Origin of the sequence: Jeotgalibacillus alimentarius (assembly GCF_000829445.1) — a bacterium.
Classification (GTDB): Bacteria; Bacillota; Bacilli; order Bacillales; family Jeotgalibacillaceae; genus Jeotgalibacillus; species Jeotgalibacillus alimentarius.
On record NZ_JXRQ01000016.1, the window covers coordinates 72,744 to 87,923 of the forward strand.

Here is a 15,180-nt window from a genome sequence, read left to right on the forward strand (position 1 = left end):
AGCTCCTAACCGTTTATATTATGTAATGGACGCGCCGATTACAAAAGCCAGGCCTACTGACACGCCAAAGCTGATAATACCTACTGCAAGATTTCCTTTATGAAGCTGCTCCTCAACTGAGAACTTTCTTGTGAAGAGTTCAAACAACAGGTAACCGATCATCTGTAAAACAACACCAAGGCCGCCCCAGATCAACGTTTCCCACACAGCAAAACTGTGATAGATCGCGAAAGCAAGAATGATACTGATACCGGTAATTTTTCCGCTGATCGACAGGGCTACAGCTTTGTTACCGGCAAGGATCTCATCCCAGTCTTTATATTTTGTTGTAATAAGTTCAAAAACTGCCAATCCAACCAGGATCACAACAATTGCAATTGCAAAGTACATAATAGTAAGCAAAAATGGTTCCATTTCAGTTGCTCCTCTCAAAATAAGTTTTTACTTTCCGAATCCGACTCCGCCGCCGCGATTACTTGAACCGCGAATCGTAGGCGTCGAGTTTTTACCAACGTATGAACCGGCAGAATTGTATCCGCCGTAACAGCGCTCAGGATTAATGCTGCATTGTCTGCTTCTTGAATCGTACCAGTTGTTGCCGAAAATATTTGAGATCAGACTCGCTAGCAGATAACCTTCAAAAAAGCTTGGACCGTAATTGTTACGGGCAAATTCCTGCTCAGCTACTTCGATCATAATATTATCAGCGTCCTCTTCAGACTCAGTCAGTGTGACAAAGACATTATCATAGATGAAAATCTGTTTTCCGTTATTGATTTCGCTCATTTCATCAGGGGTTTCATGACTTTGCAATGAATCAGATACCGCGGATAGACCTGTGTTTTCTGCCTGATAGATTCTTGCATAGCGATCGCTGTTTTCTGCGCTTTCAACTGTATCGTATAACGTATATGTAGTGCTGATATAATCTTCAATTCCATCCTTGAATATGGACCCTTCGCTGTTCCCACAGGCTGCTGTAAACATCATTACCGCAACAATCAAAACTGACATGATCGACCGTTTCATATTTTCACCGTCCTTTCAATAAAGCTGTACGCTCTGTGCAATTACAGTGCCCGATTTGTGGTGACAGTTCACCGGTCAAAATCGTACGCTGCACATTACACCAAAAGAAGGGCACAGGTGACATCATGTCACGCTGGCCCTGCTATCATTACTCTTTACCCATTTTTTTCTTCAGTGCTGCAAGTTCATCATCTACACTATTATCGAGTGAGTCGAACTCGTCATCAAGACTGCGGTTTGACTGGCGGAGGTCTTCACTTGTTTCAGCCTCAGCTTCAAACTGCATGACTTTCTCTTCCATTCTTTCAAAACCACCGCGTGATGCATCATTGTTGATTCCTGACAGTGTGCGGTTCATCTTCGTGCGGGTTTTAGCTGATTCAGCACGTGCTTTCAGAGAATCCTTTTTCATTTTCATTTCATTGTATTCTTTCTTCATTTCATCAAGCTTTGTTCTGAGTCCTGCAACATCTTCTTTGGCTCTTGCATAAGACTCCTGCAGTGAAGATGCCTGGTCTGCATGATTCTTTTTATCTTCAAGCGCGCGGCGTGCAAGATCTTCATTACCTGCTTCGATCGCTTTCATCGCCTGATCTTCACGCTTTTTCATCATGCTCTCTGCGTCTTCAACTTTTTTCTGAAGCATTTTTTCGCTTGCGATCTGTTTTGCGACTGCTGTTTCCACTTCACGGATATCAGCTTCCATTTCACGCATGAACTGATCAAGCATCTTTACCGGATCTTCCGCCTTATCAAGCATTGAATTTAATTCTGATCCTACTACGGTTTTTACTCTTTTGAAAAATTGAAACATTTGTCATTCCTCCAATATTTTAATGTGAACCTGCAATGATTTTTAATTCATATTCTTCAATACTGTATCCTGTGCTTGCTTCAACGTCACCGCCCCAGATTTCAACGGATAAAGCTTTCTCATCATCTTCATCATAGTATTCAGCGTATTTACACTTAACACCATCAACATTTTGACTTCTGCCTTCACCTTTGACAATCGCTGAACCTGTTTCATCAAGATAATATGTCGTGCCTTCATACTCAATTTCCTTTGGCAGAGGCTCCTGGAGTTTCAGCGTTGATTTTTTGTAAATGCCAAGTTCCAGTTCGTCATCCATTTCGACGCCAAGCCAGATTACTTCCTGTACACCCTGAAGCTGATAGGCTGACCATTTAAAACCATGGTCATTGTAAGACAGCTTGCCGACCACTTCATAATCCTGAAGGTCATAAGTGACAATGTCACCGATTTTCAGATTGTGAACGGTTCTATCTTTTACTTCAGGCCGTGTATCCTGTTTTCCGCCAAACAGCCGCTTAAAAAAGCTCATCTGTTCATCATCCTTTTTTCTATGTCTTTCCTGTTACAATACCTTATACGCATCAAAAAATAAAAGGTTTCATCTTTATAAAAAATATCAAACTTTTTTGTGATGTGAGTGATCTAATAGATAGAAGGTAAGTGAGGAGGAAGCATATGGAGCTTGAAGAATTGGCGTCAGACGCTATTAAAGGAGATGACGGGGCGTTTGTGCGTTTAATGCAGGCATGTAAAGCGGACTTGTATAAAACGGCATATGCTTATTTGAAGAATGAAGCTGATGCAATCGAAGCGGTTCAAGAAACAACCTGTCGTGCCTATCAATCGATTCATTCATTGAAGCAACCCGAATACGCAAAAACCTGGCTGATCAGGATCATGATAAATGTTTGTCAGACGGAACTTCAAAAGAGAAAGAAAGTGACAGGGCACCCGTTTTTTGAAGATGAGCGTTCAGCTGACCATCAGTATTCCAACATAGAAACCGCAGAAGCGCTTGAAAGTCTCAGTCCAAAAGAAAGAGAACTGATCAATCTTAAATTTATTCAGGACTTAACAATCAGACAGGTGGCTGAAGTGCTCGAAATGCCCGAAGGAACAGTGAAGACTAAGCTCTATCAATCATTGTCACAATTAAAGCGCTGGTTTGAGAAGGGAGATGATCGACGTGTATCAAAATGAAGAAAACCGGTTAAAGGAATACAAAAGATCACTTGAACAGCAGTCGGTGCCTGATGAGCTTCTTGATGATGCGATTCTGAGCGGAATGAAAAATGCGAAGCAAAAGAAACAGCCCGCTCTGAAAAAGTGGCTGATTCCTATTGCTGCTGCCGCAGTCCTGGTATTTGCTTTTGTAATGACAGTAAAAGTGTCACCTGTCATGGCAGGACATATTTCTTCCATTCCGGGTATGGACCGGATTGTTGAACTGATCCGTCATGACAGAGGGCTTCAAACTGCACTGGAGAATGAATACTTTGAACAGCTGGACGTCAGCCGTTCCAGAGACGGCGTGATCATCACGATTGATTCTGTCATACAGGATGAGCAGGGGCTTGTCATATTCTATACTGTGGAAATTCCGGAACCGGTAAGAGATCCGTTTTTTGCAGTGAGTGAGCTTCTTGATGAAAATGGTGATAGAGTGGATGCATCTTCTACATCAGGAACAGACCTGAATGCAGACCATGAAAGTACCGTGCTTACAGGTTCAGCTAATTTCTTCTTTGAAGATGACTATTCTCCGGGAAGAGAGCTGACAGTGGTGTTCGGTGACAGGCAGAATCAGCATGTATTCGACGGTGAAATCGAAATACCGATCACGTTATCTTCTGAAAAAGCTGAAACTGAAACGTATGAACTGAATAAAACGGTCAGTATCGAAGGACAGGAACTGATGATTAAAGAAGTCAATATTTCTCCAATCAGAGCCAGCGTGGAGTTAGTGCCTGATCCTGATAATGAAAAAAAGATTCTTGCCTATGAAGCGATGAAGATGACAGATGAGAATGGTGAAGAGTGGAAGCAGTCAACGGATGGCCTGACATCCACAGGAGATGCAGAAGCAAGAACCGTTTACTTTGAAAGCAGCTATTTTGATATGCCGGAGGAGCTTTCATTGATTATTGGAAAAGTGCAGGCAGTTGATCGTGAACACGAGGCGGTTATAGTTGATACAGATACTGGGGAAGTGATCTCGGCACCGGATGATTCAGGTATTACCTTTACATCCATTGACCGGCTTGGGATTGAGCTTGAAATAAACAGGGCTGAGTTTGGATACAGCCTTTTCAGTGAGGCGACTGATGCTGATGGCGAAACCGTTAACATCCCGTCAGCCGGTTACCGCTCATACGATGGTAAATCAATGATGGACTTCAGATTTGAAAACAGCAGTTATCAAAACCCGCTGACAATTGACTTTGCATTTTACCCGGGATGGATTGAATCAGATGAAGTAATTAGTATTTATAAGTAGTTTAGATAGGTACGAATTGTAGGTGCTCAATTGCTGAATAAGTACGTAAGTGTTCGGGCGGCAGAATGGGTGAAGGAAATAGGGGACTGTCTGATGGAATTCGCCGCCCGATCCCTGCCTTCAACTATCGCCATTCCCACCCAGCCACTACCGCAAAACCTAAGGCCGGAGCTGTTCGCTCCGGCCTTCATCTATTCACTATGATATTTTTGACTGCTCGTGCTCTGAATCGTACAATTCGTTATATTCTTCCTCAGAAAGTTCCTGCTCTTCATATTCAGACTCTTCCTCATGCATTTCTTCAACATCAGAGTGATCATCTTCATAAAAAACATCATCTTCAGAAGCCATGTTTTCGTCAGGAAGTTCAAATGTTGCGATCAGTGCCTGAAGCTCCTCAGCCATGCCTGTCAGTGCTGCTGATGAAGAGGTGACTTCTTCCATTGAAGCAAGTGTCTGCTGGGCAGCGGCACTGACGCTTGCAGAGTGATCATTTGTATCTTTTGCAATACCTGTCATGCTGCCAACAGTTTCAGTCACTTCATCTGATTTTGCAGCAATTGATTGAGCTGTTTCGTTCATCTGCTCAATTTGTGAAGTCATCTGCTGGATAGAGCCGACGATCAGCTGGAATTTTTCACGCGTATCCTGGGCTGATGTGATGCCGCGTTCTACTTCCGCTTTTACAACATTCATTGTATCAACAGAGTGAGATGAGTCTTTTTGCATTTCAGAGATGAGATCATTAATTTTATGTGTGGATCCGGCTGACTGTTCTGCAAGCTTTCTGACTTCATCAGCTACTACTGCGAATCCTTTACCGTGTTCTCCTGCCCGGGCAGCTTCAATCGCTGCATTCAGTGCAAGGAGATTTGTCTGGTCAGCAATTCCCCGGATGACTTCAAGAATTGAACCAATTTCATCTGTACGTGCTGACAGGTTTTGAATCGCCTGATCAGACTCACCTACACGCTGGTTAATCGATTCCATATTATTGACTGTATTCTCTACAAGTGATCCGCCTTCATTCGCATGACTCAGAGATTCATTTGAATAACGTTCAATCACATTCGCATTTTCTGCGATCGTCTGAATGCCGGCAGTAACGTTTTTAAGAGACTCAACACTGCGGTCTGCAGCTGTTACCTGATCTTCAGAGCCGCGTGAGATCTGTTCAATTGACCCTGCTGTCTGTTCAGTTGCTTTGGATGTCTGCTCCGCATTAGCTGACAGTTCTTCTGATGAAGCAGCAACCTGGGCGGAGTTGAGAGAAATCTTTTGAATCAGATTTTTTAAGTTGTCCTGCATCGCAATAAATGAATGCTGCAGCTTAGCAATTTCATCTTTCCCTTTCATAGGGACAGTATGTTCTGTTAAATCACCATTCGCAACTCTTTCTGCCATCGCAGTCATTGATTTCAGCGGCTTTGTAATCCGTGAAGTCAATACCACGCCAAGCAGAATCGCAATCAGGAATGCTGCACTCATCATAATAGTAGAAAGCGTTCGTGCCTGGGCAATCGAAGCGTTTGATTCGTCCAGAGTAGATGCAATATCTTCATTGATGAGGGTAATCATATCATTTGATTCACCTGCAAGCTGATTCGCAAGCCTTGTCATAGATCCGGTTGCTGTTGTACGGGCAATTTCAGGACTTGACTCAAAAACGGGCAAAAGCTCTTCACCAATTGCAAGCATTTCTGCATTCTTATCAGTAATAGATGCCAGCAGCTGTAAGGATGCATCATCACTGATAAGTGTTTCAACCTTTTCACCAAGCGCTGCAGTTTCAGCATTCAATTTGTAAAAACTGTCCAAATAGATTGACTGCGAAGATAATAAAAATCCTCTGTATGTACTGTTTTGTTCGTGAACCGTGCTTTCGAGTTCAAGTATGGCTGCGCGAGCCTCGAATAAAGATTCAGTGACATTTTCAAATGTCTGACTCATAGAGCGCATGTTTATATAGGAGAAAACACCTGATGCTGCAAAAATTAATGCAACAACAAGAAATGCTGATACCAGCTTTTGACCTACAGATCCCTTCATCGTGTCATCCTTCCTTCTTGTATATATGGGTAAATAGTAGTGATCTTTCTCCATAATATTATGGGAATAAGTATTTCGAGTCAAGAAAAGATTTAGATGATTCTTAAATTTCTAACAGGTGAATTTGTAAGTTCTTACTCCGCTGCCGGGATCGTGAGGCCGGGAAATAAAAAAAGGCACCTGTAAAAAAGTGCCTGTAACAATTATTATTCGTTATCTAATGCTTCCTGACAATGTTTGCTGCAGAATGCACGGACAGTTTCGATTTCTTCATCCTCAAGCTCAAAGTCAAGTACTGCTCCATCACTTGTCTTAATCAGATCATATTTGACCAGCTGTTCTTCGCCGTCTTCGATCTTGTAAAGTGCTTTAATCTGAACGTCTCCGTCCTCAAATAGCTCATCTTCCTCGTCATTTTCAAGTTCCAATAGCAATTCATAACGGTCACCGGTCAGGATACCGAATGGATCATTTATTTTCTCAACAGTATAAGCTGTAATATTCATTAATATGTTGCCACCTTTCATGTATGATTGTTTCAGTATACATCAAAGCGGCTATTGTATGTACGAAAGGACGAAAAGGAGGCATTGTATATGAAATTAAAAGATAAGAAAGTGATTGCGTTAGTAAGTGATGATTTTGAAGACCTGGAACTCTGGGTGCCGGTTATGCGTCTGAGAGGGGAAGGGGCAATTGTCCATATTGTTGGTGAGAAAAATGGAGAAGTCTATAAAGGTAAATACGGTGTGCCTGCTCAAAGCGATTATGCTTTCAGTGAGATTCATGTGAATGAATATGACGGTATTCTTGTGCCCGGTGGCTGGTCGCCGGATAAGCTCAGAAGATATAGCGAAGTACTCGATATGGTGAAATATATGGATCAGCATAAAAAAGTAATAGGTCAGATCTGTCATGCAGGATGGGTCCTGATATCAGCAGGTATTCTTGAAGGCCGCAATGTAACGAGTACGCCTGGTATTAAAGATGACATGACAAATGCCGGAGCGATCTGGCATGATGAAGCGGTTGTCACTGATGGGCATATTATTTCGAGCAGAAGACCCCCTGACCTGCCTGCATATGGTAATGCGCTGGTGGAAGCATTTGTGAAGTAAAACAGTTAAGGCCGGAAAATGTCCGGTCTTTTTCTTATGTTTAAAGCTTCACAAACGTAAAGTGAAATGTTTTTTGATATAATACAATTATTGCAATATTTAAAGGAGTGAGTTCGTGGATTTTACGGTTGACGGTTTGATTTTTCTTATGGCTGCCATGCTGATTATAGGGGTAGCTGCTACAAAGTTCTCTTCGCGTTTAGGTATGCCCTCCCTCGTACTTTTCTTAATTGCCGGAATGCTTCTCAGTGAATTTATTTATTTTGAGAATACTGAATTTGTTCAGCTGGTAGGAATCCTGGCACTGATTATTATTCTTTTTGAAGGTGGAACACAGACCAGCTGGCAAAGTATCAAACCGGTTCTTGGTGCATCAACCTCTCTTGCTACAGTGGGTGTTTTGATCACTTCAGGAATCGTCGGTCTTGCTTCAGTATGGATCCTTGATCTGACCTGGCTGGAAGGCTTTCTGCTTGGTGCGATTGTAGGTTCAACAGATGCTGCAGCAGTATTCTCTGTGCTGGGCACAAAAAACATTAAAGAAAAACTGACTTCTACTCTTGAGGCGGAATCAGGGACCAATGATCCGATGGCAGTTTTTTTAACGGTTATGTTTATTGAACTGATTCAGATCCCGGATTCAGGATTCTGGTCAATGCTTGCCGGTTTTCTGATACAGATGTCTGTTGGATTGGTGGCAGGATTAGTACTTGGAAGGATAACCGTTGCTACTATCACAAAAATCAATCTGGATGCATCCGGACTTTATCCGGTGCTGGCATTGTCTTTCGCAATATTTACATATGCAGGAACAACCTTTATCAACGGAAGCGGCCTGTTGGCAGTTTATGTAATGGCAGTTGTAGTGGGTAATAAAGAAATCCCGTACCGGCATTCGATATTACGTTTTAATGAAGGCTTTGCCTGGATGATGCAAATTGTCATGTTTATCATGCTCGGGCTGCTGGTATTTCCTAATCAGCTGTTTGATGTAGTATGGCAGGGAATGCTGCTATCAATTATTCTGATGCTGATTGCACGTCCTGTTGGCGTATTTCTCAGTATGCTTGGCATGAAGTACAACAGTAAAGAAAAGCTCTTTATTTCATGGGCCGGATTAAAGGGGGCTGTACCAATCGTACTGGCAACTTATCCGATTGTTGCTGGGCTTGAAAATGCGATGCTGATTTTCAATACTGTCTTTTTCGTAGTATTGACCTCAGCGCTGATCCAGGGTGGTACACTTTCGTGGCTCGGTAATAAACTTGGACTCGCCGGGGAAGAAAAGCTTCAGAGTCCATACAGTCTTGAACTGATCGCTCTTGGGAAAACCGAGTCTGAGATGGTGGAGCTCACGATTCCTGAGAATGCGGCTGTAGCAGGTATGAAGCTTGCAGATATTACACTCCCCAAATATACACTGATTACGGCTGTCATCAGAAAAGAAAAAATATTGACGCCAACTGGTGTGACAAGGTTAAAAGAAGGGGACACACTGTATGTCCTGACAAAAAAGAAAACGCGCGACCTTGTAAAAGTCCGGTTTTATCAGAAAAAATGGGAGCCGGTTCAAACTGATGAAGAGAATCAACAGGAACAGGAAAATCCAGAAAAGTCAGGCTCATAAGCCTGGCTTTTTCTTATGAAAAAAACTTTATATACAGCGGGAAAAGTTCTGTCTGCTCAAATCTCTCTGAAAAGTGGCAAAATTATGGTACAGTACGAGTAAGTATTTCGAGTCTCAAATGGTCTGGAAGGAAGAATGCTCATGACAAAAATCACCTCCTATTTAACACCATATAAAATTGCAATTATCATTGCACTGCTTTTGATGCTGACTGAACTCGCAGTGGAACTCGTTCAGCCGCTTATTATTTCATACATTATTGACCAGGGGATTCAGCAGAATAACCTGTCTGCTGTCATGATGTGGGGCGCTGTGCTGATTGGGTGTTCACTCGCTGCATTTGCTGCAGGGGTAACAAACTCTTTTTATTCTTCTCACGTGAGTCAGAGCTTCGGCTTTGATATTAGAGAAGCCCTGTATAAAAAAGTACAGGATTTCTCATTTTCAAATTTCAGCGTGTTTCCAACATCATCTCTGATTACGCGTCTGACAAACGATGTAACAATGCTCCAGAATACTGTATTTATGAGTCTGAGAATCATGATGCGTGCACCGCTTCTTGTGATCGGAAGTGTTATTATGGCGCTGCTTGTGAATCCGATGCTCGCACTCGTTTTGGTGATTTCAGTTCCGGTTCTGGTGCTGTTCTTAATTGTCATTATGAGTAAAGCAGGCAGCCTTTTTAAATCAGTTCAGGAACGGCTCGATCATGTAAATAATGTCATGCAGGAAAACCTGATCGGAATCAGACTGATCAGAGCGTTTTTGCGCGGCAGGCATGAAATGAAAAGGTTCCGTCAGTCGAGTGAGCAGCTGATGGATAAAACAGTGGCAGCACTGCGATTGATCGAAGTGACAATGCCGGTCATTTTATTATTAATGAACCTGAGTATTCTTGTGATTCTCTGGTATGGAACCGTTGAAGTAAATACAGGGGGAGCAAGCGTCGGTGAAGTCGTTGCGATTGTGAACTATGCGACGAGAATGACTGGAGCACTTTCAATTGTCACGATGATTATTATGGTATTTTCCCGTGCAAAAGCGTCAGGTGCACGGATCAGTGAAGTGATTAATACGGATGTGGACCTGTATGACAGCGAATCAAGTGAAAGCTTTATGATTAAAAGAGGAGAGGTCACTTTTGAGCGTGTAAGCTTTACATACCCTGAGACCTCTGTAAAAGTACTTGACCAGCTTTCATTTACCGTGAATCCGGGAGAGAGGGTGTCAGTGCTCGGGGGAACCGGTTCGGGTAAATCAACAATTTTTCAGCTCATTCCGAGACTTTATGATGTCACTGAAGGTGCGGTAAAAATCGACGGACAGTCAGTTCATGAGATGACCCTGAAAAACCTGCGCAGCCAGATTGGCTTTGTGCCACAGGAAGCCATGCTGTTCACAGGGACTATTCAGGAAAATATCCGCTGGGGTAATGAGTATGCGACTTTTGAAGAAGTGCAGGAGGCTGCAAAGCGTGCACAGATTCATGACACCATTATGAGTCTCCCAAAACAATATGATACGGTGCTTGGACAAAAAGGTGTGAACCTCTCAGGTGGTCAAAAACAGCGTCTGTCAATTGCAAGAGCACTCGTTAAGAAGCCAGTTATCTTATTACTCGATGACAGTACAAGCGCACTTGATATGAAGACAGAAGCAAAATTGCTGGCAGCGCTTGAAGACCTGTCATGCACAACAATTATGATTACACAGAAAATCAGCACTACAATGGCTTCAGACCGCATCCTGTTAATTGATGAAGGCAGGCTGCTTGATGAGGGCAGTCATGATGAGCTGATCAGACAATCAACGCTTTACCGGAAAATCGTTGAATCTCAGGCCGGGAAGGAGGCTTTGCCATATGCTGAATGACATCAGACGCCCGTTCCAATACAAAAAGCGTTCACTCAAAGAGATAGAGGAGTCTGCTGCAGGATCAAAAAAACGTAAAGCAGATGACTTCACAGGAACCGTTAAAAAGATCTGGCACTATCTTTCAATGAATAAGCTGAAGCTCTACCTTGTACTTTTTATGGTCCTGATCAGTTCAGCCATGGCACTGCTTGGCCCTTTCCTTGTCGGGATGGCGATTGATGATTATATTGTTTCTGGAGATGCAGACGGCCTTATCCAACTGATCTGGGCGCTTGCTGCTGTATATGTTGTTTATTCGCTGTCTATGTGGTTTCAGGCAATGTGGATGGTAAGGATTGCACAGGAAACCGTTTTTACAATGCGGACGCAGCTTTTTAATCATCTGCAGAAGCTGCCGATTCCTTTTTTTGATAAAAGGCAGCACGGTGAGTTAATGAGCCGTGTAACAAATGATATGGAAAACGTAAGTTCCACACTGAACAGTTCAGTGATTCAAATCGTTTCAAGTGTTCTGACACTCGTTGGGACAGTGGGCGTGATGCTCTACTTAAGTCCGCTTCTGACGCTTATTACAGTCCTTGTGATTCCTGCTATGGTGCTCGGGTTAAAATGGATTACAAAACGTACCGGCAGACTGTTCAAGGAGCAGCAGAAGAATCTTGGGGAGCTGAACGGCTACATTCAGGAAACACTGTCAGGTCAGAGAATCATTAAAACTTTCTCCCAGGAAGAACGGGTCATCCATCAGTTTGAGGAAAAGAATGAAAAGCTGAGACTTGCCGGATTCTGGGCGCAGACATTCTCAGGCTTTATCCCTAAGTTGATGAACTTTTTGAATAACCTGAGCTTTGCTGTCATCGCACTGATCGGGGGCGTTCTAGCGCTGAATGGTTATATTACCATTGGAGTCATTGTCATTTTTGTTGAGTATTCACGTCAGTTCACACGTCCGCTGAATGATCTGGCAAACCAGTTTAATACGCTATTATCAGCTGTTGCCGGAGCTGAGCGGGTCTTTGATATTATGAGTGAGGATGAGGAAAGAAAAGACGAAAAACATGCGAAGTCGCTTGATCGTCTGGAAGGAGGCGTTATTTTTGACCGCGTATCTTTTTCATATGAAGAGGATGAAGTGATTCTAAGCGATCTGTCCTTTGAGGCGTCACCTGGTGAGACGATTGCATTAGTTGGACCAACCGGGGCAGGAAAGACGACAATTATCAATCTGCTGTCACGCTTTTATAATCCGACAGGTGGAAGAGTACTGGTCGATGGAACTGATCTGATGGATATTAAGCGCTCAAGTCTAAGAAGTCATATGGCTTTTGTGCTGCAGGACTCTATCCTTTTTCAGGGAACGATCCGTGAAAATATCCGCTATGGGAGGCTGACTGCCTCAGACAGTGAAGTGGAGGAAGCTGCCCGTATGGCCAATGCAGATAGTTTCATCAGAAAGATGCCTGATGGATATGATACAGTGCTGAAAGCTGACGGGGAAGGCATCAGTCAGGGACAAAGACAGCTGCTCGCCATTGCAAGAGCGATGCTTGCTGATCCTGATCTGCTGATCCTTGATGAAGCCACATCAAGTATTGATACCGTCACAGAAATCAAGATCCAGGAAGCACTCGAAGTTCTCATGAAGGGGAGAACAAGCTTTGTGATCGCCCACAGACTGAACACCATTCAAAATGCAGATCAGATTCTTGTCCTGAATAACGGCCGTCTGATTGAAAGAGGGAATCATGACCAGTTGATTGAGAGAAACGGCTTCTATGCAGACTTGCAAAAAAGCCAGTTGAAAGAACAGCTGTCCAGTTGAGTTAACATTAGAAAAGTCCGCAGTTCACTTAGAACTGCGGATCCTTTTATTGTTTTTGCTTAGTTAAAGTTGCCTGTTGTTTTACCTCAGCGGAAATTACCAGCCGACTTCAACAAAACTTTCATTTTAAAGCTGTTATAGAGGTTGCCAATCGGTTTTTAAATTATCCTCATCAAAGGATATGAGTACGTCGGATACACCTTTTTGCGCATAAATTAACAGTTTCAGGCGATCCCTGATATCATCTGCTTCAGCAATAGAGATTGTCTGATCAACTTCAATTTTAGCATCTACGTGGAGGCTTTCTCCTTCTTTGACTACATGCAGCATTTTAATGTCTCTGACGTGCTCATCTTTCATGATGATTCTGCTGATATGAACACGCATTTCATCATCAGTTTCTCCAATCGCACCACGTGCATTTTCAAGAAATACCCGTCCAACAACATAGAACATCATGAGCCCGATGATAATTGAAGCGATTCCCTCAGCCTGTACAAAGCTTGTGAAGTGGGCAATCAGCACTGCAATCATTGCAAGAACCCCACCGCTCGTTGCAACAAAATCCTCCATGAAGACAAGCTTTGTTGCGGGCTTTGCCTGCTTAAGGTGTGTGACGCTTTTTGTGAAAACACCCAGCCCTTTTCCTTCAACACCTGCTTCGTGAAGAACTTCTTTAGCGGCTTTATAAAATACAAACAGTTCGAGGACAACACCGATACCTAAAACACTAAGAATAATTGCAAGACCGGTTGTCTCTGCTGGATGAAACAGATGATGAATCCCTTCTTTAATAGCTTCATAAGAAAGTATACCGACGATGATCACTGCGCCGAGACAAACGAGATTGACAACTCTTCCAAATCCGTTTGGAAACCGGGATGTCGGCGCTTTCTTGGATAGGGCTGATCCAATAAAGACAAAAAGCTGATTTGCTGCATCACCGAATGAGTGCATCATCTCTGCAAACATTGCAATATTACCTGTGAGCAGATAGGCCACCATTTTTAATAATCCGATAAATGAATTGACGATTGCTGCAAGGAGGGAAGGTTTATTCCCCCCTTTTAATAATCCGAAAAATTCTTTCATATGTAAGCTCCTCTCTTTCTGGTATACTCATCTATTCCCCATTTACCAGTTATTTTCTCCATTATGCGTAAATTAAATGAAAATGGTACAATAATAAGCAATGAGATGAACGGAGAGTGGATAAGATGCTTGAAAAAACACTAAATAAATGGAATGAATCAGGATTTGAGAATATGACAGCTGTACAGGAAAAAGTCATTCCGCTATTAACAGAAGGAAAAGACGTGATTGCGGAATCACCTACAGGAACAGGTAAAACGTTGTCCTATGTCCTGCCTCTGATTGAAAACCTGAACGCAGACCAGAAACTTCCTCAGGCATTGATTCTGGCACCATCAAAAGAGTTGTCGATGCAGATCCTTGATGTTCTTCAGCAATGGGGAAAAGAAGCAGGACTGAAATCCGCTTCTATTATTGGGGGCGCTAACCCGAAAAGGCAGCTTGAGAAACTGAAAAAGCAGCCGCACGTCATTGTCGGGACGCCTGGACGGATCCTTGAACTGATTAAACAAAAGAAATTAAAAACACATGAAATCAGGACAGTGATTCTTGATGAAGCCGATCAGCTGCTTTTACCGGAGCATAAAGAATCGATCGGTCAGATCATTAAAAGTACACTTGCGGACCAGAGACAGCTGGCAATGTTTTCGGCGACACTTCCTGAAGAAGTAATTGAAGATGGAAAAGGCATCATGAAATCACCGGAAGTCATAAAAGTCGGGCGTGAAGACATTAAGCAGGGTGACGTACGTCATCAATATATGATTTGTGAGAATCGTGAAAAAGTCGATATGATCAGACGTTTGGTGAGAATGGATGCTATGAAGCAGGAAAAGTCACTTGCTTTTATGCAGGAAGTACTTGATGTGATGACAGCAGCAGAAAAACTGAACTATAAAAACCTTGAGATTGCTGCGCTGCATAGTGACCTGACAAAGGAACAGAGAGCAGCGGCAATGAGAAAGTTCAGAAAAGGTGAGCTGCCATTGCTTCTCGCAACAGATCTTGCCACGCGCGGCCTCGATATAGAAGAAGTAACGTATGTCATTCATATGGATGCTGCTGAATCACTTGATCAATATATTCACCGGTCAGGCAGAACCGGCCGGGCAGGTGCAAAAGGAACAGTGCTGTCTTTTGTCACGCCCGGAGAGGTAAAGAAAATCAGACGCTACACGAAAGAACTTGGCGTAGAACTGCAGGAAGTAACGATGTACAGAGGTGAATGGCAGACTGTTTCCTCCCAATCCTGAA

General features: G+C 43.0%; 14 protein-coding genes. 7 read left to right on the forward strand and 7 right to left on the reverse strand.

What is annotated here, in order from left to right:
* Positions 1–18 precede the first annotated feature (18 nt).
* From KP77_RS06685 to KP77_RS06700, 4 genes are all read right to left on the reverse strand, one after another.
* Entirely contained in the window at positions 19–414 is a 396-nt protein-coding gene (locus tag KP77_RS06685; RefSeq protein ID WP_041121963.1) for a DUF350 domain-containing protein, read from the reverse strand.
* A 27-nt stretch (positions 415–441) separates the two neighbouring features.
* Positions 442–1,029 carry a DUF4247 domain-containing protein gene (locus KP77_RS06690; RefSeq protein WP_235420687.1) on the reverse strand — a complete coding sequence of 196 codons (588 nt, stop codon included), beginning with the start codon at positions 1,027–1,029 and terminating at the stop codon, positions 442–444.
* A 148-nt stretch (positions 1,030–1,177) separates the two neighbouring features.
* Complete coding sequence (locus KP77_RS06695) at positions 1,178–1,843, reverse strand: PspA/IM30 family protein (protein ID WP_041121964.1); 666 nt, start codon at positions 1,841–1,843, stop codon at positions 1,178–1,180.
* A gap of 19 nt (positions 1,844–1,862) precedes the next feature.
* The gene (locus tag KP77_RS06700; protein ID WP_041121965.1) at positions 1,863–2,375 is read right to left on the reverse strand and encodes a DUF4178 domain-containing protein; all 513 of its coding nucleotides are present in this window, start codon (positions 2,373–2,375) and stop codon (positions 1,863–1,865) included.
* 146 nt (positions 2,376–2,521) lie between these two features.
* Between KP77_RS06700 and KP77_RS06705 the strand changes: the two genes are divergently transcribed.
* Complete coding sequence (locus KP77_RS06705; protein ID WP_041121966.1) at positions 2,522–3,046, forward strand: sigma-70 family RNA polymerase sigma factor; 525 nt, start codon at positions 2,522–2,524, stop codon at positions 3,044–3,046.
* Positions 3,033–4,343, forward strand: a complete 1,311-nt coding sequence (locus KP77_RS06710; protein WP_041121967.1) for a DUF4179 domain-containing protein — start codon at positions 3,033–3,035, stop codon at positions 4,341–4,343. The genes KP77_RS06705 and KP77_RS06710 overlap by 14 nt, the downstream gene beginning before the upstream one ends.
* A 198-nt stretch (positions 4,344–4,541) precedes the next feature.
* Here the strand turns inward: KP77_RS06710 and KP77_RS06715 are convergent, their stop codons facing one another.
* Both KP77_RS06715 and KP77_RS06720 read right to left on the reverse strand, forming a co-directional pair.
* Entirely contained in the window at positions 4,542–6,392 is a 1,851-nt protein-coding gene (locus KP77_RS06715) for a methyl-accepting chemotaxis protein (protein ID WP_052474010.1), read from the reverse strand.
* Between the two features lie 206 nt (positions 6,393–6,598).
* Positions 6,599–6,898 carry a DUF6509 family protein gene (locus KP77_RS06720; protein ID WP_235420688.1) on the reverse strand — a complete coding sequence of 100 codons (300 nt, stop codon included), beginning with the start codon at positions 6,896–6,898 and terminating at the stop codon, positions 6,599–6,601.
* A gap of 90 nt (positions 6,899–6,988) precedes the next feature.
* Here KP77_RS06720 and KP77_RS06725 point away from each other — a divergent pair, with 90 nt between their 5' ends.
* The 4 genes from KP77_RS06725 to KP77_RS06740 all read left to right on the forward strand — a co-directional run bounded on the left by KP77_RS06725 (position 6,989) and on the right by KP77_RS06740 (position 12,834).
* Positions 6,989–7,510, forward strand: coding sequence for a type 1 glutamine amidotransferase domain-containing protein (locus tag KP77_RS06725; RefSeq protein WP_041121969.1), 522 nt, complete (start codon positions 6,989–6,991; stop codon positions 7,508–7,510).
* A gap of 115 nt (positions 7,511–7,625) precedes the next feature.
* Positions 7,626–9,137 (forward strand): potassium/proton antiporter, encoded by a 1,512-nt coding sequence (locus tag KP77_RS06730; RefSeq protein WP_041121970.1) that lies wholly within the window; start codon positions 7,626–7,628, stop codon positions 9,135–9,137.
* A 141-nt stretch (positions 9,138–9,278) separates the two neighbouring features.
* Complete coding sequence (locus tag KP77_RS06735) at positions 9,279–11,009, forward strand: ABC transporter ATP-binding protein (RefSeq protein WP_041121971.1); 1,731 nt, start codon at positions 9,279–9,281, stop codon at positions 11,007–11,009.
* Positions 10,999–12,834 (forward strand): ABC transporter ATP-binding protein, encoded by a 1,836-nt coding sequence (locus tag KP77_RS06740; RefSeq protein ID WP_041121972.1) that lies wholly within the window; start codon positions 10,999–11,001, stop codon positions 12,832–12,834. Before KP77_RS06735 ends, KP77_RS06740 begins: the two co-directional genes overlap by 11 nt.
* A gap of 135 nt (positions 12,835–12,969) precedes the next feature.
* On the opposite strand, the gene KP77_RS06745 is transcribed toward KP77_RS06740, so the two are convergent.
* Positions 12,970–13,926 carry a cation diffusion facilitator family transporter gene (locus tag KP77_RS06745; protein WP_041121973.1) on the reverse strand — a complete coding sequence of 319 codons (957 nt, stop codon included), beginning with the start codon at positions 13,924–13,926 and terminating at the stop codon, positions 12,970–12,972.
* 125 nt (positions 13,927–14,051) lie between these two features.
* On the opposite strand from KP77_RS06745, the gene KP77_RS06750 reads away from it, so the two are divergent.
* Complete coding sequence (locus KP77_RS06750) at positions 14,052–15,179, forward strand: DEAD/DEAH box helicase (RefSeq protein ID WP_041121974.1); 1,128 nt, start codon at positions 14,052–14,054, stop codon at positions 15,177–15,179.
* Position 15,180 lies beyond the last annotated feature (1 nt).

Coding starts and splice junctions, on each gene's coding strand:
- KP77_RS06695 (WP_041121964.1), bottom strand. CDS start 1,843: ATGTTTCAATTTTTCAAAAGAGTAAAAACCGTAGTAGGATCAGAATTA.
- KP77_RS06745 (WP_041121973.1), bottom strand. CDS start 13,926: ATGAAAGAATTTTTCGGATTATTAAAAGGGGGGAATAAACCTTCCCTC.
- KP77_RS06705 (WP_041121966.1), top strand. CDS start 2,522: ATGGAGCTTGAAGAATTGGCGTCAGACGCTATTAAAGGAGATGACGGG.
- KP77_RS06740 (WP_041121972.1), top strand. CDS start 10,999: ATGCTGAATGACATCAGACGCCCGTTCCAATACAAAAAGCGTTCACTC.
- KP77_RS06685 (WP_041121963.1), bottom strand. CDS start 414: ATGGAACCATTTTTGCTTACTATTATGTACTTTGCAATTGCAATTGTT.
- KP77_RS06690 (WP_235420687.1), bottom strand. CDS start 1,029: ATGAAACGGTCGATCATGTCAGTTTTGATTGTTGCGGTAATGATGTTT.
- KP77_RS06750 (WP_041121974.1), top strand. CDS start 14,052: ATGCTTGAAAAAACACTAAATAAATGGAATGAATCAGGATTTGAGAAT.
- KP77_RS06725 (WP_041121969.1), top strand. CDS start 6,989: ATGAAATTAAAAGATAAGAAAGTGATTGCGTTAGTAAGTGATGATTTT.
- KP77_RS06700 (WP_041121965.1), bottom strand. CDS start 2,375: ATGAGCTTTTTTAAGCGGCTGTTTGGCGGAAAACAGGATACACGGCCT.
- KP77_RS06735 (WP_041121971.1), top strand. CDS start 9,279: ATGACAAAAATCACCTCCTATTTAACACCATATAAAATTGCAATTATC.
- KP77_RS06720 (WP_235420688.1), bottom strand. CDS start 6,898: ATGAATATTACAGCTTATACTGTTGAGAAAATAAATGATCCATTCGGT.
- KP77_RS06715 (WP_052474010.1), bottom strand. CDS start 6,392: ATGAAGGGATCTGTAGGTCAAAAGCTGGTATCAGCATTTCTTGTTGTT.